At 49.9% G+C, this 20,900-nt stretch carries 16 protein-coding genes and 1 tRNA gene; 12 read left to right on the top strand and 5 right to left on the bottom strand.

The features are described from left to right. Positions 1 to 203: 203 nt before the first annotated feature. Genes G9409_RS07715 through G9409_RS07695 form a run of 5 tightly spaced genes read left to right on the top strand, consistent with a single transcriptional unit; the run spans position 204 to position 5,306 of the window. On the top strand, positions 204 to 1,268 hold the full coding sequence (locus tag G9409_RS07715) for a lysylphosphatidylglycerol synthase domain-containing protein (RefSeq protein WP_166808213.1): 1,065 nt from the start codon (positions 204 to 206) through the stop codon (positions 1,266 to 1,268). Beyond that, the gene (locus tag G9409_RS07710; protein ID WP_166808212.1) at positions 1,265 to 2,221 is read left to right on the top strand and encodes a UDP-N-acetyl glucosamine 2-epimerase; all 957 of its coding nucleotides are present in this window, start codon (positions 1,265 to 1,267) and stop codon (positions 2,219 to 2,221) included. Before G9409_RS07715 ends, G9409_RS07710 begins: the two co-directional genes overlap by 4 nt. Before the next feature lie 54 nt (positions 2,222 to 2,275). Beyond that, entirely contained in the window at positions 2,276 to 2,989 is a 714-nt protein-coding gene (locus tag G9409_RS07705) for an acylneuraminate cytidylyltransferase family protein (protein WP_166808211.1), read from the top strand. A 12-nt stretch (positions 2,990 to 3,001) separates the two neighbouring features. After that, on the top strand, positions 3,002 to 4,132 hold the full coding sequence (locus G9409_RS07700) for an iron-containing alcohol dehydrogenase (RefSeq protein WP_166808210.1): 1,131 nt from the start codon (positions 3,002 to 3,004) through the stop codon (positions 4,130 to 4,132). Between the two features lie 16 nt (positions 4,133 to 4,148). Beyond that, entirely contained in the window at positions 4,149 to 5,306 is a 1,158-nt protein-coding gene (locus tag G9409_RS07695) for a DegT/DnrJ/EryC1/StrS aminotransferase family protein (protein WP_166808209.1), read from the top strand. 58 nt (positions 5,307 to 5,364) lie between these two features. Here G9409_RS07695 and G9409_RS07690 read toward each other — a convergent pair. Next, positions 5,365 to 5,438, bottom strand: a tRNA-Cys gene (locus G9409_RS07690). A 618-nt stretch (positions 5,439 to 6,056) separates the two neighbouring features. Here G9409_RS07690 and G9409_RS07685 point away from each other — a divergent pair. Then, a complete protein-coding gene (locus tag G9409_RS07685) occupies positions 6,057 to 7,370 on the top strand; it encodes a DNA recombination protein RmuC (protein WP_166808208.1) in 1,314 nt (437 codons plus the stop codon). Between the two features lie 7 nt (positions 7,371 to 7,377). On the opposite strand, the gene G9409_RS07680 is transcribed toward G9409_RS07685, so the two are convergent. Continuing rightward, the gene (locus tag G9409_RS07680) at positions 7,378 to 7,686 is read right to left on the bottom strand and encodes a HigA family addiction module antitoxin (RefSeq protein WP_006365904.1); all 309 of its coding nucleotides are present in this window, start codon (positions 7,684 to 7,686) and stop codon (positions 7,378 to 7,380) included. A 405-nt stretch (positions 7,687 to 8,091) separates the two neighbouring features. Here G9409_RS07680 and G9409_RS07675 point away from each other — a divergent pair, with 405 nt between their 5' ends. The 4 genes from G9409_RS07675 to G9409_RS07660 all read left to right on the top strand — a co-directional run bounded on the left by G9409_RS07675 (position 8,092) and on the right by G9409_RS07660 (position 14,013). Then, positions 8,092 to 9,741 carry an Ig-like domain-containing protein gene (locus G9409_RS07675; protein ID WP_166808207.1) on the top strand — a complete coding sequence of 550 codons (1,650 nt, stop codon included), beginning with the start codon at positions 8,092 to 8,094 and terminating at the stop codon, positions 9,739 to 9,741. A 19-nt stretch (positions 9,742 to 9,760) separates the two neighbouring features. After that, entirely contained in the window at positions 9,761 to 10,153 is a 393-nt protein-coding gene (locus tag G9409_RS07670; protein WP_166808206.1) for a hypothetical protein, read from the top strand. 147 nt (positions 10,154 to 10,300) lie between these two features. After that, the gene (locus tag G9409_RS07665; protein ID WP_166808205.1) at positions 10,301 to 11,560 is read left to right on the top strand and encodes a metallophosphoesterase family protein; all 1,260 of its coding nucleotides are present in this window, start codon (positions 10,301 to 10,303) and stop codon (positions 11,558 to 11,560) included. An 11-nt stretch (positions 11,561 to 11,571) separates the two neighbouring features. After that, positions 11,572 to 14,013: an AAA family ATPase gene (locus tag G9409_RS07660; RefSeq protein ID WP_166808204.1), complete on the top strand. Its 2,442-nt coding sequence runs from the start codon at positions 11,572 to 11,574 to the stop codon at positions 14,011 to 14,013. 51 nt (positions 14,014 to 14,064) lie between these two features. Here G9409_RS07660 and G9409_RS07655 read toward each other — a convergent pair whose 3' ends face one another. The 3 genes from G9409_RS07655 to G9409_RS07645 all read right to left on the bottom strand — a co-directional run bounded on the left by G9409_RS07655 (position 14,065) and on the right by G9409_RS07645 (position 16,141). Beyond that, positions 14,065 to 14,775: a cytochrome c biogenesis CcdA family protein gene (locus tag G9409_RS07655; RefSeq protein ID WP_166808203.1), complete on the bottom strand. Its 711-nt coding sequence runs from the start codon at positions 14,773 to 14,775 to the stop codon at positions 14,065 to 14,067. A gap of 121 nt (positions 14,776 to 14,896) precedes the next feature. Beyond that, complete coding sequence (locus G9409_RS07650) at positions 14,897 to 15,367, bottom strand: thioredoxin family protein (protein WP_166808202.1); 471 nt, start codon at positions 15,365 to 15,367, stop codon at positions 14,897 to 14,899. Between the two features lie 183 nt (positions 15,368 to 15,550). Continuing rightward, complete coding sequence (locus tag G9409_RS07645) at positions 15,551 to 16,141, bottom strand: YdcF family protein (protein WP_166808201.1); 591 nt, start codon at positions 16,139 to 16,141, stop codon at positions 15,551 to 15,553. 556 nt (positions 16,142 to 16,697) lie between these two features. On the opposite strand from G9409_RS07645, the gene G9409_RS07640 reads away from it, so the two are divergent. After that, positions 16,698 to 18,782, top strand: coding sequence for a GAF domain-containing protein (locus tag G9409_RS07640; RefSeq protein WP_208019683.1), 2,085 nt, complete (start codon positions 16,698 to 16,700; stop codon positions 18,780 to 18,782). Between the two features lie 363 nt (positions 18,783 to 19,145). Beyond that, on the top strand, positions 19,146 to 20,885 hold the full coding sequence (locus tag G9409_RS07635; RefSeq protein ID WP_166808200.1) for a type I secretion system permease/ATPase: 1,740 nt from the start codon (positions 19,146 to 19,148) through the stop codon (positions 20,883 to 20,885). The last annotated feature ends 15 nt before the right edge of the window (positions 20,886 to 20,900 follow it).

Raw genomic sequence — 20,900 nt, 5'->3', positions numbered from 1 at the left:
ATGGAAGAAGACCTTTAAGGGTAAACAGCCTGTTGTTCTGAACAGCTGTATCGAGTCAGAGCCGGTAGTGGCCCGCCTCCCGGTTGTTGAGGCTGAATTGTTGTCTACCTCATGATTGAATAAATATTTAACAATCAATTACTATCTTTGCAAATAGTGAAATGAGTTTCAACTCTTTTTTTAGCACAGTTTCCAGGTTTTTCATGCAGAATCAAAAAAAATCCGGTTCTTCCTGGACTGGTTATGCCGGTCTTTGTCTCGGTATTTTACTGATTGCCTATCTTTTCAGTCAGGTTGATCTCCAGGGAGCTGTTGAGCGTATTTCACTTATCGGTTTTTCATCACTCTTTATTCTTCTGCCCTATCTCGGGCTTCATGTGCTGGAATCCATTGCCTGGTTCATGCTCTTTCCCGGGAGCACCGTACCAATATCGTTTTTCAAACTCCTGAAAATACAGCTGATTGCTGAAACGGTTTCCATGACGCTTCCAGCCGGAGTGGCAGTCGGTGAGCCCCTTCGTCCGTATCTCTGTTTCCGGTTTATGGGCATTCCGGTTCCATCCGGAGTTGCCAGTGTTGCCGTTCGCAAACTTATGCTTGGTGTTGCCCAGGGGATCTATACTGTTTTCTGCGCTGTAGCAGGCTTTTCATTTCTTCAGGGTGTTTCCTTCAACATGCTTGGTTTCGGCGGACTTGGCTCTATCATGATCGGTACAGGTATAGGCGTATTTTTGATATTTCTTGCACTCCTGTTGCTGCTGCTTAACGGCAAGGCGGCTCAAACACTGCTTGCGCTGTTGATGCGGATACCGTTTAAAAGAGTTAAAACGTGGCTCTTCTCAAAAGAGTCAGGATTTCTTGATACCGATGTTGAGCTGAAGAGTTTTACCGGGCCTTTTGCAAAGAGGCTTATCCCGATTATGCTTATCTATGTGCTTGCCTGGTTTATGCTTGCCATTGAGAGCTATATTATATTGAGTCTTCTTGGAGTCAAGATCTCATTTTTTCAGGTGCTGGCAATAGATGCTTCACTTACCATGCTGCGTGTACTCTTTTTTTTCGTACCTTCGGGGCTCGGAGTACAGGATCTCGGTTATATCGCGTTTTTTCAGGCGCTTGGAATCCATGATTATCTGGCCTATGGCGGAGCGTTTGTGTTGCTGAGACGTTTCAAGGAACTCCTTTGGTATGCATTCGGTTACGGGATGATGTTTTATTCAGGGGTTCATCTGCATGATGCTGAACAGGTCAGTAAAATAAAGGCATGAGGAAAAAAGTACTATTTATATGCGGCTCCATGAATCAGACCACCCAGATGCATCAGATTGCCGGGTGGATGAAGGATTATGACCAGTATTTCTCACCGTTTTTCAGTGATGGTCTGCTCGGCACAGCCAGCGATATGGGGCTTCTTGAGTTTACCATCATGGGCCGCAAGCGTTCTGACCGTACCCTTGAATATCTGCGTTCTCACGATCTTCAGCTTGATATCGGCGGATATCAGCATGCCTATGATCTGGTTCTGACCTGTACCGATCTTATTGTCCCGAAACATATCCGACGCCGCAAAATTGTGCTTGTCCAGGAGGGTATGACCGAACCGGAAACCACTCTCTACCATCTTGCCAGAAACTTTCAATGGATACCCCGTTGGGTTGCCGGAACGGCGACAACCGGATTGTCTGATGCCTATGAAAAGTTCTGTGTTGCCAGTGAAGGGTATCGTGAACTCTTTATACGTAAAGGGGTAAACCCGGCTAAAATTGTGGTTACAAGCATACCGAATTTCGATAATTGTGCCCAGTACCTGCAGAATGATTTTAAGCATCACGATTATGTCCTTGTCTGTACCTCCGACAATCGTGAAACTTTTATATACGAGAACCGCCCGAAAAATATCCGGAAGTATCTTGAGATGGCTGAGGGCAGCCAGCTTTTATTCAAGTTGCATCCCAATGAACATGTTGAACGAGCCATGCGGGAGATAGCCCTTCATGCCCCTGAGAGCCTCGTTTTCAGTGAAGGCCGGACGGAGGAGATGATAGCCAATTCACGAATGATGATTGCACAGTTTTCATCAACGATCTTTGTCGGTTCTGCCCTGAACAAGGTTGTTCATTGCGGTCTTGATCCCGACGAGTTGAAACGGCTTACACCGCTGCAGAACAGATCTGCGGCAAAACTGATTGCTGAAGTCTGCCGCACGGTGCTGGATGGATGAACAGGTTTCAGAAAGAAGAGATGAAAAAAGGCGCCAAAATTTTTTAATGTAACTATGCATACCGTAGCCATCATTCCTGCAAGAGGCGGTTCGAAAGGTCTCAAAAACAAGAATATCTACCCGGTTGCAGGCAAACCCCTGCTTGCCTGGACTATTCTGCAGGCACTCTCATCGAAGCGTATTGACAGAGTCTTTGTTTCAACGGACAACCCGGAGATTGCTGCTGTTGCAAGAGCGTACGGAGCAGAGGTGATTGAACGGCCACAGGAACTTTCGGGTGACAAGGCGAGCAGTGAGTCGGCTGTTCTGCACGCTGTCGGGGTTATTGAGGCTGATTATGGCCTCTCAATCAACACCATCGTCTTTCTGCAGGCAACCTCACCCCTTCGAAATTCCGGAGACATTGACCGGGCGGTGGAGCTTTACGAGCGTGATGGCGCAGACTCCCTGATTTCGGTAACCAGAGCCGATGACCTCACCATCTGGGAATCAAGGGAGGGGAAGTGGAGCAGCCTTAACTTTGATCATCGTAATCGAGGTATGCGACAGGATCGTCCTGCGCAGTTTATAGAGAATGGATCGATCTATATCTTCACTCCCGAAACACTCAAAACCTTCAACAACCGGATCGGTGCCCGGCTCAGTGCCTATGAAATGGAGTTCTGGCAGACCTGGGAGATTGATACTGTCGAGGAAATAGATTTAATTGAGTTTTACCTATACAAAAAAAACCTGGCAGGCCAGGTGGCAGCCCTGAACAACCCATAGACTCCTGTTGTTATGAATTTCTTTTTATCCACCGATCTGGTCATCGGGGTGAACGAAGCCTTGAACCTCAATGAGCATCTGGCAGCGCTTGCGGTGCAGAAGCCCGGTATTATCTACGATGCCAATCTTGCCGGGAATCTCTATTTTCAGGATGTCCTGAAGAACCTCACCACAGGGTACAAAAACTCGGTACTCTACTGCAACGAATTCGGAGGGGAGCCGACCTATGCCCATCTTGAAAATGTAGCAGAGTTTTTCCGCGGCAATGTTCCTGATGGTATTATTGCCATAGGCGGAGGCAGTACGCTTGATCTGGGTAAAGGGGTGGCTCTCCTCCTGACCAATCAGGTTCCGGCACTTTCGCTCAAGGGATTCCCGAAAGGGGTCAACGACCCCCTGCCGCTGGTAACGGTTCCCTCTCTGCTTGGAAGCGGTGCAGAGGTCAGCTTTAATGCCGTCTTTATTGATGAGGCGGAGGGACGCAAGCTCGGCATAAACAGCAGGAAGAATTTTCCTAAAAAAGCGGTTATTGATCCCAGTCTCTCCATGACCGCTCCGATGGAGAGTGTTATTGCCTCAGCCATGGACAGCCTGGTTCACTGTGTTGACAGTTTCGGTTCAGTCAAGCATACCGCCCTGAGCAGGATTTTTTCTGTTGAAGGTTTCCAGCGAACCTTTTATGCCCTCCAGCAGGGCCAGCTCGACCGGGCTGAATCGCGCCTTGACCTTGCCATCGGAAGTGTTTGCGGAACCGTTGCCCTCATGAACTCGGGAGATGGTCCGACCAACGGTTTTGCCTACTATCTCGGAGTCAAGAACAAGGTTCCTCACGGGCTTGCCGGCGCGATCTTCCTCAAGGAGGTTATGCGTTACAACCATAATAACGGCTATGAGAAGTATGCACTGCTCAACCCCATGCGCAGCTCACCCTCACCCTCTGAGGCAACCGCAGAGCTGCTTGAAGAGATGGATGAGCTCTACCGGCAGCTCAGTATTCCGACACTTGTCCCTTACGGTTACGGGAAGGGTAATGCCGCTGAGTTTGCACACCATGCATCCGAAGCCCTTAAAGGCTCCTTCTCGGGCAATCCGGTTGAGTTTACCGAAGAGTCGGCAAGATCTGTAGTTTTTCAATTAACCTAAAGGAGTGGAATAGAGTATGGCTGGTGCAGAACTAATCGGTCGGGAGGAGCTGGCCGAAATTCAGGAACTTTTCAGCAGGGAAAAGGTCAATCTTTACCGTTACGGTGGAGGCAATTATAAGGCCCGGGAGTTTGAGGAGAAATTTGCCGCTTGGATGGGGGTAAAGTATGCCCACGCGGTATCCTCCGGAACGGCGGCAATACACTGTGCGCTTGCAGGTGCCGGAATTGCTCCCGGCGATGAGGTTATCACAACCGCCTGGACCTTTATTGCTCCAATAGAAGCAATCAGTGCACTCGGAGCTGTGCCGGTGCCGGTTGAGCTTGATGAGACCTATCATCTTGATCCGCTTGAGGTCGAGAAGGCCATCACTCCGGAAACAAAAGCTGTTGTTGCCATTCCCATGTGGGCGTCACCGAAAATGGATGAAATTTCGGCAATCTGCCGCAAGCACAACCTTATTCTGATTGAGGATGCGGCCCAGGCGCTTGGAGCGTCATACAAGGGGCGCAAACTCGGCACCATAGGCAGCGTAGCCTCCTTCTCATTTGATGCAGGCAAAACGCTCCATACCGGAGAGGGCGGCATCATTGTCACCAATGACAAGGAGATCTACGACCGTGCAGCAGAGTTTTCCGACCATGGCCACATGCATCTTCCCGGTCTGCCGAGAGGCAAGGATCCGAGACGCTCCAAAGGGCTCAATTTGCGTCTCAGCGAGGTAACTGCGGCTATCGGTCTGGCACAGCTTGCCAAAATCGATATGATTCTCTCGAAATCGCGGGAGAACAAGCAGAAAATCAAGGATGGAATCCGCCATCTTCAGAACATCACGCTTCGTCCGTTCAGTGATGAAGCAGGATCACAGGGCGATACCCTTATTTTCAGGGTGAGGGACCGCGAGGCTGCCCTGCAGCTTGAAGCTCATCTTCTGGAGCATGGTTTCGGTACAAAGATTCTTCCGGAAGCACTTGACTGGCATTTTGCCGGTGTCTGGGGTCACCTGCTTGGAGAGTATGACCGCTATCGTGACGCTGATCTTGAAACACTCTGGCCGAAAACCGGCACCATGCTGCGCAGCAGTATCTGCCTCAACATCCCGGTGCTGATTGATGAACCGACCATTGAAAAACTGGTCCAGGCCATTATTTCAGGAGCAGAGAAGATCGGATAACAGAGAGGGGAAAAGTCCAGAAACAAAAAAGCCTGCGATGAGCAGGCTTTTTTGTTTCTGGAGGCGAAGAGCGGATTCGAACCGCTGTACAAGGTTTTGCAGACCTCTGCCTGACCACTCGGCCACTTCGCCGTTACAGGAATGACAAAGGTAAGAAAAACTTCTTGTTTTGCAAACTGATACCCGGTTATTTACAGGCCTCACCTTTGCTTTGAGTCTTTCTCCGCACACATGACCGAGAAGCCCGATACATACCGGAAACTCTTCAGCCCGGCATGATGTTTATTCTTTAAGATAAGCTTTGTAATGTAAAGTTATGCCTGAGTACTGATACACGGTGTCGGGCAGTGATCGGATAAATAAAACAGGAGTGTTATTATGACTATCATGAAAACAGTGATGTTAATAGTTGCGGGTATCATAACGCTTGCCGGTTGCTCGGCTTCCTACAAGGGTGATATCAAAAGCTCCAACAATCCTGAATCCGTAAATAACCGAACCTCTCTAGTTAGTTATACCGGATCAACCCCATCAGGAAGTGCTCTTTACAAATAAGTTTCCGGCTCCTGGTTCTCCTCTCGAAAAAGCCCCGCAAAACAGATCGGGGCTTTTTATTTGTGCGAGATCCCCTCTATTTTTCCCTCCATGCAGGTTTTCACGACTCTTCAGCACTATATTTTCATGAAGAAGAGGGAATTTTAATCACAACTACCCATACGGGCTTTACCAGCCGGTACATCAAAAGTGCTCATGACATCCATTTTCATTGTTTCAATCCTCCTTCTGCTGCTTCTTTTGCTGCTTTTTGTGGCCTACAGGGTTGTTCGCGATGCGCCATTGAAAGCCGAGCTGCAACGTCTTCGCCTTGTTGAAGAGGATGCCGCCCGAAGCGCGAACCAGTTTGCAATGAAATCCTCCGAGCTTGAGGCAGCAAACATCCGGTTTGCCCGGCTTGAATCTGATCTTGACAATGAACGGCGAAGTGCCGCTGAAAAAACGGCTCTAATGCAGGAGTCGGAAGCACGCCTGAAAAGTGAGTTTGAAAATCTTTCGAACAGGATATTCGAGGAGCGGGGAAGGGCTTTCGGACAGGAGAACCGTGAGCGCCTTGAGACGCTTTTGCAACCGCTACGCGAGCAGCTTGACGCTTTTCGCAAGCGGGTTGATGAGGTGCACGCTTCCGATACGGAACTGTCGGGACGCCTGATTGAACAGGTCCGTCAGCTCCAGGAACTGAGCGGTCGGGTGAGCGATGAGGCCAATACATTGGCAAAGGCTATCAAAGGGGACTCAAAAATGCAGGGAGACTGGGGGGAGTTGATTATCGAAAGGATTTTTGAAGCTTCCGGTCTTGAAAAAGGGCGTGAGTATATGGCGCAGGAGAGCCTTCGACAGGAGAATGGCCAGTTGAAACGACCCGATTTTCTGGTTATGCTTCCCGGCAATAAAGCGGTGATTGTCGATTCCAAGGTCTCCCTTACGGCATACGAGCGATACTGCACGCTTGATGACGAGCCGCAACAGGCTCAGGCCCTCAGGGAGCATACACAATCGGTGCTTCGTCATATCACCGAACTTCAGTCAAAGGAGTACAGCGCTCTTGGCGGTAACCGGACACTTGATTTTGTTATCATGTGTATTCCCCTCGAACCCGCATGGCAGGCTGTGATGAAGGCCGACCCGGAGCTGATGTATGGTCTTGCCGGAAAGAACGTCGTGTTGTGCGGTCCGGCCACACTGATGATAACGCTCAAGCTCATTGCCCAGATCTGGCGTCGGGAAAACGAGAACCGTAACGCCGAGCTTATTGCTGAAAAAGCGGGTAGAATCTACGATCAGGTGCTGCTTGTGCTTGAGGCAGTAATGGATGGACGCAAAAAGCTATCAGCTCTCTCGGACTCCTTTGACCTTGCTCTCAAACGACTGAAAGAGGGGAGGGGTAATCTTGTCGGAAGGGTGGAGGAGATCAGGAAGCTTGGTGCAAAGGTTACTCGCCAGATACCTTCAGAACTTGCGGTCGGTGCTGAAACTGAAAGAGAAAACCGTGATGAAGATAACCGCTGACGGTGCCTTATGGCCTTGAGTCGTCATAAGCCTGGATATCACGGGCAATAATCGGTCCCATGCTGTTCATGGCTGTTTTAAGATCATAGTCCATCTGCAGGCCAAACCAGAACTGCGGCGGGGTTCCGAAATAGCGGGCAAGCCGCAGCGAGGTCTCTGCGGTGATGCTTCGTTTTCCTGCGATGATTTCGTTAATGCGCCATACAGGAATATGGATATCCTCGGCTATCCGGCCTTCAGTCAGATTCATGGGAGTAATGTACTCCTCAAACAGAACCGTTCCGGGATGAAGCGGCAACATTATTTTGTCATTCATGGCTGAAAATTCCTCATGGTAAACCTGCATTGGACATCATGGAAGCGTAGAGGCAGATTACCATTATTTTATCGATTTCGCTGTTTTTATTCTTCTCTTTCTGCTTTTTGCCTCTCCTCTTTTCGCATAAACTCCAGGCACGGCAAGATCATGACAGCGTAACCGCTCAATGGTCATTCCTTTCTGCGGTAGCAACTACCTGTCGCGATGAACGGATCGGGAAGAGACCATTACTGTTTGAAAGTAGTGAAGTGAAAAAGCCGCAACTGCTTCCTTACAGTATTCTTACAGCCGTTGTGCATTGAATGGAACTTTTTTAGCTTGTGCTTTACGGCAAACAGCGCTTTGCCGGGAGTGTGGTATTCGACAGCCTTCGTCTCCTTAGATTGAACTATAGACGCCCTTATGCCGAGTCCCTCAACATCTTCTGCCATAAGTATATTCAGCGCGAGCGGTGTCAGTACGATTGATCCGCTGCTTAATGAAGATCATGTAAAATGGCGTGCCGGTTCCAGCGGTGTTGTATCGCTCTCCTACAGCTTTCCCTGGATCGATGGAGCAACAGCCTATTGGCAGAGTGATTACTCCAATACGAATGAACCGGATGCATCATCGCATTTCGCTCTGACAGCAACCCAGATTGCTGCCGCGAGCAGTGTGTTTCAGTCATGGGCAGTTGTTGCCAATCTCTCCTTCACACAGGTTGCTGATACCGCAGCAAGTGTCGGTGACTTTCGTCTGGCATTTTCCTCCGCCGTAAGCGGATCCTGGGGATGGTGCTATTATCCTGATGACTACTGGGCCTCGGCCGCCGATGTATGGATCAATCCCGCTTATGCCACCGGCAGTTCGTGGACGAACAGCTCCTTCAACTACTACTCACTGATTCATGAAATCGGTCATGGACTCGGTCTGAAGCATCCGGGAAACTACTCCGGAACCAACTCTGCCGGGCCCTATCTTCCTGAAAGTCTCGATTACAGGATCTATTCGGTTATGTCCTATAACGACTGGCATAAATGGTATGTGGATGCCAGTCAAACCATCGCCGTACTTCCTGAAACCCCTATGGTCTATGATATTGCCGCTATCCAGTATCTTTACGGGGCAAACAACAGCTACCAGACCGGTAACAATACCTACACCTTCGATCCCGCGGTACCCTTTTACAAAACCATCTGGGATGCCGGAGGGACCGACACCATTGATATTTCGAACTTCACGACCGATTGCACGGTTGATCTGAGAGCGGGGAGCTACTCCTCCCTTCACTACGTCAACAGGGGAAATTCGTTGAACTATGACGGTTCAAATAACCTTGGCATCGCTTTCGGAGTCACGCTTGAAAATGTCAAGGGAGGGAGCGGCAGTGACACCATTACCGGTAACAGTGCGGCCAACACCATAACGGGAGGTGGAGGCAACGATACCATCAATGGCGGTGATGGATCGGATACAGCGATCTTCAGCGGTAACAGCAGTGACTATACCATCACCTATGATGCCTCAAGCGGAGTGTACACCATTACGGACAAGAGAGCCGGAGGTGACGGCTCGGATCATCTGAGCGGCGTTGAACATTTCCAGTTTGCCAATACGACGCAGATCAATACCAACATTCCGACGATTACCCTTTTCAGCCCCAATGACGGGGCGGTGGATGTCGGTGTTACGGATGATATTGTCATCACCTTCAATGAAGCGATACAGAAGGGAACCGGCAGTGCTGCCATTCATATCAATTCAGCGACAGGGACTCTTTTTGAGGCGGCCTATGATATTTCGACAAGTTCAAATCTCACTGTTTCCGGGAGCCGCCTTACGATAAACCCGACCTCGTCGTTTGCATCCGGCACGCACTACTATGTTACGCTGGATGGCGGAGTGGTCAGGGACAGTGACGGAAACAGCTCCGAGGGCATTCAGACCTATGACTTTACTACTGCAAATCCCTATGTTGAGAGTGCGACTGAAAGTTCCGGTTCCGGATCGGGTGGAGCCGCTGTCGTCGCAGGGGTTGCCTCAATCGGTATTCTTGCCTGGGTCATACTTTAACGACAACCCCACTAAAGCAATGAAACAGTCGGTACAGTCACTCAAGCTTTTCGGACTCTATATGAATCTGCTTGGCGCAGCCCTTATCGTGGTGCCGAATCTCCTGCTCTCACTCTTCGGGATAGCGCCGACCTCAGAGGTCTGGGTCCGTGTCGCGGGCGTTCTTGTTTTCAATCTCGGTATCTACTACCGGTTTGCCCTGAAAAATCCTGACAAAGCCTTTATTCAGGCCTCGATTTATGCCCGGATATTTGTCATGGCTGCATTTATTGCCTTTATTCTCTTCGGGTTCGCCAGTCCCGTTTTTCTGCTGTTTGGTGCTGTAGATGCAGCCGGAGCGCTCTGGACCTGGATAGCCGTGAGAAGAGAAGAGAGAGAAGAAAGTGGACTCAGTGGGCAGAGAAATGGTTGACAGAAGTGGACGTAGTGGAGAGGATTGAAACGATTTTGAATGCTGAATTATATGCTTCGTCGTTGCAGTCACTGAGCGCCTTATTGTCCTTGATGTGAACTTCTTTTGCTCCTTTACCTGATTTTCTAACCGCGCTTTAATGCTCTTATGACCATTCGCTTTATCCATACGGCTGACCTTCATCTTGGCAAAACCTATCGAACCGCATCCGCCGGGTCTCTGCGGTATGAAGATTTTTTTGTCATGCTTGATTCCATTGTGAAGAATGCCATTGATGAAGCTGTTGATTTTGTTCTGATTGCGGGTGACCTTTTCCACACCGGTCAGATACTCCCGCGCACCTTCGCACGCACCATCGAGAGCCTTCAGCCCCTGAAGGATGCCTTGATACCCTGTATTGCAGTTGAAGGAAACCATGACTGGATCCATCGCCGTGAGAGCATCTCCTGGATGGAGGCTCTCTCGGAGATGGGCTATATCCGCCTTCTGCGACCGTCCCGGACTGAATCGGGCGGTTACCGGTTTGAACCCTTCAAGAGTGAAGAGGGGAGCGGAGGTCATATCGAAATAAAGGGGTTACATATCTACGGGCTCGGTTATATCGGTACACAGGCAGGCAGCCATGTTGAGCGTATCTGTGAGTCAATTGCCACAACCGGCAATATCCTTCTTTTTCATGTCGGTATCTGGAGCTACTCTCCGGTTGAAATCGGCAATATGAAGCCGGAAGAGGCGCTGCCGCTGTCGGCAATATTTGATTATGTCGCTCTTGGTCATGGACACAAGCCCTATGTTGTCGAGCGTGCTGATGGTCATCCCTATGCCTATAATCCGGGCTCCCCTGAGTGTGTTAACTTCGGTGAAGAGCGGTTCGACAAGGGATATTACCTTGTTACCGTCGATGAAGGCATCTATCGGCACGAATTCCGTCAAACCTATCCACGGCCGATGATGGTGACCACCATCAATCTGGATGGTGCTGACAATGCAGATGAAGCTCTTCGGCGTCTTTCAGAAGAGATACGCCCGAAACTTTTCAGGGGAGTTGATGAACGCAAGCTGCTTCTTGAGCTGAAATTGACCGGACAGGTCCGTTTTCATCCTTTTGAGCTTGGCAGGGAGCGGTTGCGTCTTCTGCTTGATGAACTCTGCCACCCTCTGCATATCGAGATTAAAAACCATCTTTCACTCTTCACCCGGGAGGGAGGTCAGGAGCGGGAGCAGAAACATCTGGGGGAGATTGAAAAAGAGGTAGTTCGGGAGTTAATCACTGCCCGAAGCGAGTTCAGGGGAAGAGAGGAGGAGCTGCTCAGACTTGCTCTTGCCATCAGGGATCAGGTAATGAAGGGGGAGTGTGAGGGGGATGATCTTCTTGGTATGCTCACGGCACCCCAAAATCATAAATAAAAGATGGGCTGATGCAGATACTTTCCATACATCTCACGGATATAAAATCACATCGCGATACGGAACTCTCCTTTTCGTCAGGGATCAATGTACTCTCGGGAGCAAACGGATCAGGCAAGAGTACCGTTTTTGAAGCGATAGGTTATGCACTGTTCGGTGTTGATGCCCGTGACTTCGTCTCCAATGTTGATCGCTTTATTTCGATAGGAGCCAAAAGGGGAAGAATATCGGTCACCTTTAAAAGTGATGATGGCCGTGAGTGGAAGGTGAGCAGAACGGTAGGACCCGTATCAAAATGGCTGCTGGCAGAACGCAAGGGCGACACCTTTGAAGTTGAGGAACATTCGGGGATTACCGAAACAGAAACCCGTATTGCCCAGCTGCTCGGGCTTCTCAATGGCCGTTCTCTTTCCGAGCAGTTCAAGCTGGTTATCGGTCCCTTCCAGAACGATTTTCTTGGTCCTTTCATTATCCGTCAACCGACAAAACGCCAGGAGGCGTTTGATGAAATTCTTGGAATCGACACCTGGAGAAAAACGTACAAAGGAACTGCTTCGCTGCTTGCGCTTGTGCAGGAGAAGGTGAAAATTCTTGAGGTAGAGGTTGAGGGTCTTGAAGGTGTAGTGGCAATTTTCCCGGAAAAAGAGGAGGAGTTTGCTGCTACAGGAGCGCTTGTTGAAGCGCAACAGCATGTTTTGGCCGAAAGGAGTGCGGCGCTCTTTGATCTTGAAGCTCTCCTGAGAGATTTTGAGAGCAGGCAAAAGAGCATAACCACACTCGCCACTCAAATACAGCTTCTTGAGGGGCGTATCCGGGACGGAGGGGAGAAGATAGCAACCCAGAAGCAGCGAGTCGAGGAGGCGCTTCATGCCTTTAATCTTGTTGAGGCCTCCCGATCAGGGAAGGAGTCCTTTGAGCAGGCCGAAGAGCAGCTGAGCGAACTTCGTAAAATGGAGATGATGCGAAGGGCGATTGAGCAGGATATTGCCGGACTGGAGGTAAAAGCCCGCCTGCTCTCACAAGCGCTTGATCATGAAGAGCAGGAGATCGCAAAGGTTGATCGGGAGCAGGCGCTTGAAGATTGTCTTATTGGACAAGCAAGGGAGGATCTTCTGCTCAATAGCGCAAGCTTCAATGCCGCAGATCAACTTCAGGAGCGACGAAACGCAGCTGACCGGCTCAGGGCAGAGCGCTCGCTTCTGGAAGGCCGACGTATTGCCCTTGTTGAGGGAGAGGATACTCTGGCGGAAGGGATCTGTCCTTTCTTTCAGGAGCAGTGCCGGAATGTTGCCGGTCTTGCACCGGCTGATCACTTCTCCATGAAAATCGGCGATCTCGACCGGGCTATGGCCGATTTTGACCGCCGGATCGGTGATGCCGCCCGAAAGGTCGCGGAGGCTGAAGATGCTGAAAAGGAGCAGCATGCAAACCGGGTACGGCTACAGGAACTTGACCGCCGTGCTGCCGCCCTTGAGGAGGGGCGCCGCAGAAATCATGAACGGATTGAACGGCTTGAAACCAGCAGGGAGGAACACTCCCGGGTGGCTGCAGAGGCGGCTCTCCGGCAGAACGATCTCCAGCGGTTCTCCTCTCTTGATGCAGAAATCGAAAGGTGTGAAGGGGAGCGAAAGCGATTTCAGGCTGATCGTGATACCTATACCGCACAGCTCAAAGATGCTCTTGATCTTGATAATCGGCGTCAAACGCTTGGCCTGTGGGAGCGTGGACTCCGGGATTTGCAGCAGGAGCTTGCCGCCTTTATCGATGAGCTTGCAGAGCGGCGTTTGCACTATGAAGCAGCAAAGCATCAAGAGCTGCATGCCGCAAAAGAGCAGCTTCTCATTGACGTGGCCACCTCTCGCCAGCTGATTGAGGAGAGCGGAAGAACCCTTGAGCGACTCGGCAAAGAGATTGATGAGCTTAAGAAGCATCAGCTTGTGATGGCCGAAAAGCGGGTGTTGATCAGCACATTCCAGGAAAAAGAGCGGCTGGTCAAGTTTTTGCGAAACCAGGTGTTCCGGAGTGTTTCGGCTCAGCTCTCAGACCGGTTTCGGGAGGAGATAACTCTTCATGCCGATCGTATTTACCGAACCATTGCCGAGTCTGATGAAGAGCTCTGCTGGGGAGATAACTATCAGATAATCCTTCGGGATATGGATGCCGGTGTTCTCCGGGAGCGAAGCGATGACCAGTTGTCCGGCGGGCAGACCATGAGCGCAGTCGTTGCTCTTCGGCTTGCGCTTCTCCAGACGATAGGGGCAAGAGTTGCATTTTTTGATGAACCGACCTCCAATCTTGATCTATCCCGCCGCGAGAACCTTGCAAAGGCTTTTCGCGCAATTGATGTTGGTCGTGAAGAGGTGACTGAACATTGGTATGATCAGCTCTTTCTCATCAGTCACGATGTGGCGTTTACTGAAATTACCAATCAGATGATACCGATCGGTGAGTGAGCGGTTGCACACACGCTCTCAAATACACCGGCGCATCGAAACAAGGTACGGTTATCCCTGCGTGAGGGCCGTGTAGAGAAAATAGAGTCCTGTACCGAGCAGCACAAGCCCGAAGAACCGCTTGACCTGCTTTATCGATCCTGAACTGGAGGACCAGTTCAGGTAGCGCTGTACCAGATGTGTCATCGTGCCGGCAGCAGCGATTACTGCGGCGTGACCGATACCAAAGGCGGCAATCAGCAGCACAGCTTTAAGCCAGCTCTCCGCCCCGAGGGTGAAGACCACCCCGAGCACCGGGGCAAGAAATGCGAAGGTGCAGGGGCCGAGTCCGATACCGAAGAGAAGGCCGAGGAGAAAAGCGCCCGGCAATCCTCCGCGCGGCTCATCTGCCAGGGGAATCCCGTTCCACTTCAAGGGAACAAGCTCCATGAGGTAGAGTCCCATCAGCATAAAGAGAAGGGAGATAACATAGTTGCCCCAATTGCCCGTATCTCCGAGCATCATGCCCATTGACGCCGTTATCACTCCGATCAAGGCAATGGTGAAGAGTGTGCCGAGAGCAAAAGAGAGGGCAAGCCAGAGTGATCGTTTTGTTTTTATCTCCCTGTGACTGCTTATATAACCGATGATCAAAGGGATTCCCGAGAGATGGCAGGGGCTCAGGAGTACACTCAGTACTCCCCAGATGAACGAGGCGAAAAGCGCGAGTCCATAACTTTTCTCGAGGGCAAACGTAAGTTCTGAAAAGAGAGTTTCAACCATGTTCACCCCTGTTAAGTTGTTCCGCGATGTTGATTACATCGTTGGTCGATGCTCGAAATCCTCTCCCGGCCCCGACTTTCTGCGGAGAGCGCTACCAATATTGATGTGCCACTATTTCTGTTCAATTGGTGGTGAGCGGTTTCAATCCCTGTTTTTCAAGAAGCTGATTGATCGATGCTTCCGGGAAAAAACCCGCATGACGGAAAAACTCCTTTCCGTTGCTGTCGAGAAAAACCTGTGTCGGGATCATCCGAATGGCATACTGTTTGGCGTATGGATGATTTTCTGTTTTCCAGACGTCATAAAAGATGATTTTGAGCTGTGCGCCGAATCGCGTCTGAACGGCCTCCATTACCGGCTGCATTTTTCGGCAGGGGATACATTTTATGGAGCCGAGTTCAATGAAGGTGACCTGTGCAGGTGATGATGAGCTGATTGCATACTCCCGGGGTTTGGTCCGGCTTTCACTGGCGGCAGTGCGCTGGTTTTCTGCAAAAGCAGGAGCTGAAAAGAGAAACAGGCAGAATCCACCGAGCAAAGCGTAAATGGTAAAAGCTTTTCGGGTGTATCCTTTTTTGATGTCAAAATGCATAGCATACCTTGTCTTAGCGTTATCATCAGGGGGCTTGAATAGCCCCTCTTCCCGTCAAAAATGGCAATACAATCAGGTATATCTCTCTCCTCTGCAATGATGAGTTTGTGCCGAGAGAGGGGGAGCGTGACCGCTCTCTGTTACTGCAAGAGTGAGGCGATTTGATTTAGCCGGGTATCATCGTTAATAGTACATGACTGCGTAGTAAAGGTTTTTTTTGATCTCGTTAATGACAAACTGGTAACTTTTTTTGTTTTTCCACCAGACAAACGGGCGCCACCACTCCGGCTTTGTTGAAACGAGAATGTACCTTTTTGAGCTGCCCTTAAAAGCCTTGCTCCATGTCTGGTGAAGCCGAAGCATGTGAGGCGGATCGCTGACGACAATTGCACTCTTCCACCCTTTTTTCTCCATGGTGTCCGCAGTATTTACAGCCTCTTCCCATGTTGTCGTCGATTGCGTGTCTACCCTGATTGCTTTTTTTGGCACGCCAAGCGCTATCATACGCCGTTCACGCCAGTTGGGATGAGCCGGGCGATAAAAGCGTTCGTCTATGCCGGTCAGGATAACATGCGAGGCATATCCTGAATTGTAGAGTTCAGCACCTTTACGGACGCGGAGGCCGCTATCTCCTCCAAGCACAATAATAACATCTGTTTTTTCAGGATTGCCTGCATAGAGTGATACCAGAAAGCCGAGAGATAAAAATATGACAGAAGCTGCACCGCAAACAGAAAGAAGAGCAAAGAGTGTCAGTTTTAAAAAGAGTTTCATAGAAAGGGGTGCGGGTTTTTTGTCCTGCCAGGCAGATACCTGATTATTTGGCAAATCATCCACCTATTGTGACTCAACAGCATGGCTTTCAGAGCTTTCTGCCCAATAATAATCATTTTTTGAAATCTTGCCTCAGAATGGCTGATTGGTGAGCGCAATAACCTGCAGGGCCGCTGAATAGTATTTCTAATGAGGTATATGTCTTCAGGGCTGAATGATTTATTTTCAATCCGCCTTGTCCGGATCGAAATTCGGAAATATCTATCTCAATTTCGGTATATTACTGAGACAGGGTGAGCCCTGAAATGCCTTTGTTATCTTGGTTATCAGGTGTTGATTAGTCTCAGTAACTCTTTTGGCGGGTTTGCGCTTCCAAAAGTAAAGTTACCTTCTCGTCCTTTTTTGATACTTTATCGGTACTTTTTTTAAAAAACCTGGTATTGATATCCGATATTATGCCCTGAAAGCTGATGCATCGCTGCCTGATTTCGGGATACCTTCAACGGAAGGGAAGCTTCTCATAATTACGGTTACAGTACAGTCATCTCATAAATACATGAGTGAACAGAGCCATGAGTGCCCGAAGCTTGATCGGAACCAGAGTCCGAAATACGAGCAAATTTTCAGTAAGGCCATTATTGATCCTTTTCCGGGTTCATTTACCATCAACGATGCAAACGGCAGGATTGTCTGGTGGAACGCCTACTATCGCGATGTAATTCTCGGCCTACCGGAAAGCGAACTCGCAGGTTATGAAGCAATGAAGGTGTTTCATCCGGATGACCGTGCCCTTGCTTTCGAGAAAATGAGCAATATTCTGGCTCATGGTGTAGAGGAGACCGCCGAAGGACGGGTGCTTCTGCACGGTGGACCGGAATATCAATGGAGGATGCTTTCCGGGAGCCGGATCATGATCGAGGGTGAGCCCTTTGTTGTGGCTATAGGTATTGAAATTACCGAACGGAAACGATTTGAAGCAATCAGTGCATTTCGACTCAATCTGCTTGACAGAGCCGAAACCAGTTCAGTCGAGAGCTTGCTGAGAGCAACGCTTGAAGAAGCTGAACGTCTGACGGAGAGCAGGATTGGTTTTTGCCACTTTACCGGTGACGATCAGCTTACCCTCTCCCGGCAGGTTCTTTCAGGAAATATGTACAGGCAGTTTCAGGCCGTCGAGGAAGAACCGGCACATCCGCCCCTCAACAGTCCGGAAGTATGGGCAGATGCGGTCCTGAACAGGCGTCCGATGGTTCTCAACAATAATGCGGGTTTACGCCATCTTCTCAAGATGCCGGCTGGCCATCCAGACATTCAGAGAACCCTTGTTGTTCCTGTCATGCGGGGAGATACGGTGCAGGCTATCGTTGGAGTGGCAGAGAAACCCTACGATTACGATGACAATGATGTCCGGCTTGTTGGTACACTGGCCGATTTTGCCTGGGACATTGTCGCCCGCAAGCGGGCAGAGCTTTCAGAGCAGAAAATTCAGGAAGTGCTCCTTCAGGCCCAGAAAATGGAGTTGATCGGTCAGCTCGCCGGAGGTATTGCGCATGATTTCAATAATATGCTGGGCGTTATTCTTGGCAATGTTGAACTTGCCATGCTCCATCCGGCTCTTGATCAATCGCTGCAGAACAACCTGAAGATGATTCTGAAAGCGGTTGAGCGTTCAGCAGAACTTACCACCCAGCTCCTCGCCTTCTCCCGCAAGCAGGCAGTTATGCCCGTTGTGCTCGATCTGAACACCATGGTCGAAAGAATGCTCTCCATGCTCAGGGGGCTTGTCGGTGATCAGATTACCCTGGTCTGGATACCCGAAAGTCATAATACTCCGGTAAAGATTGATCCTGTTCAGATCGATCTTATCCTTGGCAACCTTACGGTCAACTCCCGCGATGCCATTACCGGATCCGGTAAAATCAGTATTGAAACCCGTACCATATCCGTTGACAAACCGGCGTGTGCCGCCGGCCATCCCTGCAAGCTGCCGGGCGAATATATCATGCTTGTCCTGACCGATACGGGATCCGGAATTGCAAAAAAGGATCTCCCTCATATATTTGAACCATTTTTTACAACAAAGGATAAAGATCAGGGCGCCGGAATGGGGCTCTCTACGGTCTATGGTATTGTAAAACAGAACAAAGGCTTTATTGACTGCCAGAGTGAGCCGGGACAGGGGACAACCTTCAACATCTATCTGCCGAAACATCGTGGTTATGCCGATCCTGATGACTCCCCAGAGCCGCTGCCATCCGAAAGCAGGGGAAAAGAGATGGTATTGATTGTTGAAGATGAGCCGGATATTCTGAGTCTCTGCAAACTGATGCTCGAGAATAATGGATATGCGGTACTTACCGCTTCAACACCATTGGAAGCGATCCGCATTACCAGCCAGTATGCCGAGAAGATTCATATCCTTATGACGGATGTTATCATGCCTGAAATGAACGGGTGTGAACTCGCAAGGAAACTTAAGTTGATTCGACCGGATATTAAAACCCTGTATATGTCCGGATACACTTCCGATATTATTGCCCAAGAGGGGGTACTTGAGGAAGGTGTCGGATTTATCAGCAAACCCTTTTCCCTCACTGCGCTGACGAAAAAAGTTGATGAACTCCTCAGTGGAGAGGTTTAAGCGTGTTCAATTTTTCGTTACTCCCTCTTTATTACAGGATAGAGTATTGCAATTACCTTGTTATATTTCACTTTACAAGTGTATTTGCGAAACGGTTCAGTCCATAATGCGGCGGTATGGTGCACAGCACTGGTTGACGCCGGTTCACTGAAAAAAAGTGCTGGATCAAGCATGCTCTCTCAACCATGATACAGAAACCTTTTGTCTCTTGTGTCTGCCTGCATGTTTTACCGGTTTGTTCAGGGTATCCTGCCTCAGCCTGTTTTCATATCCACTTTTCGTTATATCGTTCAACTGCCCCTGTTGGCTGTTGCATCCCGGTGGTGATTAACGCTTTTTATTTATGCCGATGAGTCAATGTGAATGCAACTCTTTTCTGCTGTGAAAAACACAAAAGAGAAATCTCCTTTGCGCGAGGCTCTTTTGCCCCTTATTCCTTCACTACAGAAGACGTTTTTTTTCAGTCTTTTTGTTAATCTGCTTGTCCTTGCTCCGAGCATGTACATGATGGAGGTCTATGACCGGGTGCTCAACAGCCGCAATCACAGGACGCTGTTGATGCTTACCATTCTTGTCATTTTTCTTTATCTGCTGCTCGAAGCGCTTGAATGGGTTCGAAGTCAGGTAATGCATGATGCCGGAATGCAGCTTGACAAGGGGCTCCGGGCGCAGGTATTCGGAGCGGTTGTCTCCGCACGCCTTTCCAATCTGCCCTTTTCAGGAGCAAATGCTTTTCGTGATCTGAAGTCCATTCGGGAATTTCTCCCCTCAAGGGCAATGCTTGCTATTATTGATGCGCCGCTTGCGCTGCTTATTCTGGTGATTCTTTTTCTGATGAGTCCTGCACTCGGGTGGTTTGCTCTGGCCGGAGCTGTTGTCCAGTTCGCGATAGGTTTTCTTAATGAACGCCGAACCCGTGAACCGCTTATTGCGGCAACCCGGAGCTCGAACAGTGCGCAAAGCTATGCGGAGGAGGTTATTCGCAATGCCCAGGTAATTGAATCGATGGGGATGCTTGGCAATATTCACAAACGGTGGATGGTTCGCCAGCAGGAATTCCTGATGCATCAGGCTATCGCTTCGGATCATGCTGGGACCAATGCGGCGCTTTCCAAACTTGTGCAAAGCCTGTTAAGCTCTCTTTTGCTTGGTATGGGTTGCTGGCTGATGCTTAAAGGTGCGCTTTTCGGATCAGGTATGATCGTCGGATCTATTCTGGGCGGCAGGGTACTTGCTCCTCTTGTTCAGATAATCGGCAGCTGGCGTCAGGTTGAAGATACCCTTGAGGCCTCCAGACGGCTGAATGCCCTGCTCAGGGAGTTTCCTCTTCCGGAAAAAAAGATGTCGCTGCCTCCCCCCGAAGGGTTTTTACTTGTTGAAGGTGTTGTTGCCGGTGCACCGAGAACCCAGGTGCCGATTCTCAAAGGGATCAGTTTCAGGATTCCTTCCTCCGGGTCGCTGGCGATAGTCGGGCCTTCTGCCTCCGGCAAAACAACGCTTGCCCGACTCCTTGTCGGTATCTGGCCGGCGATTCAGGGCAAGGTGCGTCTTGATGGAAACGATATCTATCAATGGGATAAGGAGGAGCTCGGGCAGTATATCGGTTATCTGCCCCAGAATGTGGAACTCTTTGAAGGAACCATTGCGGAAAATGTAGCACGCTTTGACGTTCCGGATCCCTTAAAAGTAAGTGAGGCTTGCCGGATGGTAGGGCTTGACGAGTTTATTGAAGGGTTGCCGGAAAAGTATGATACCCAGATAGGCGATGACGGGTCGTTCCTTTCCGGGGGAGAGCGGCAGCGGGTGGCGCTGGCAAGAGCGGTTTACGGCATGCCGAAATTTGTTGTTCTTGATGAACCCAATGCCAGTCTTGATGAAGCCGGAGATATCGCCCTGACCAATACGATGAAGGCATTGCGGGCACAGGGGGCAACCGTGATAGTCATAACACATCGGATGAATATCCTTGGATTAATGGAGCATATTCTTGTGCTTGTTGACGGCCAGATTCAGCGGTTCGGCACTACCCAGGAGGTACTTGCAGCAAAACAGGCGCCTGCTCATGAGCCCCAGAAGCAGGCGCCACAACCACCACGCAGTTAATTTTACCGGAACCGT

It is taken from the genome of Candidatus Chlorobium masyuteum (genome assembly GCF_011601315.1).
Lineage (GTDB): Bacteria > Bacteroidota > Chlorobiia > Chlorobiales > Chlorobiaceae > Chlorobium > Chlorobium masyuteum.
The sequence above is the reverse complement of the archived record's forward strand: the minus strand, read 5'-3'. Positions and strand labels throughout refer to the sequence as shown.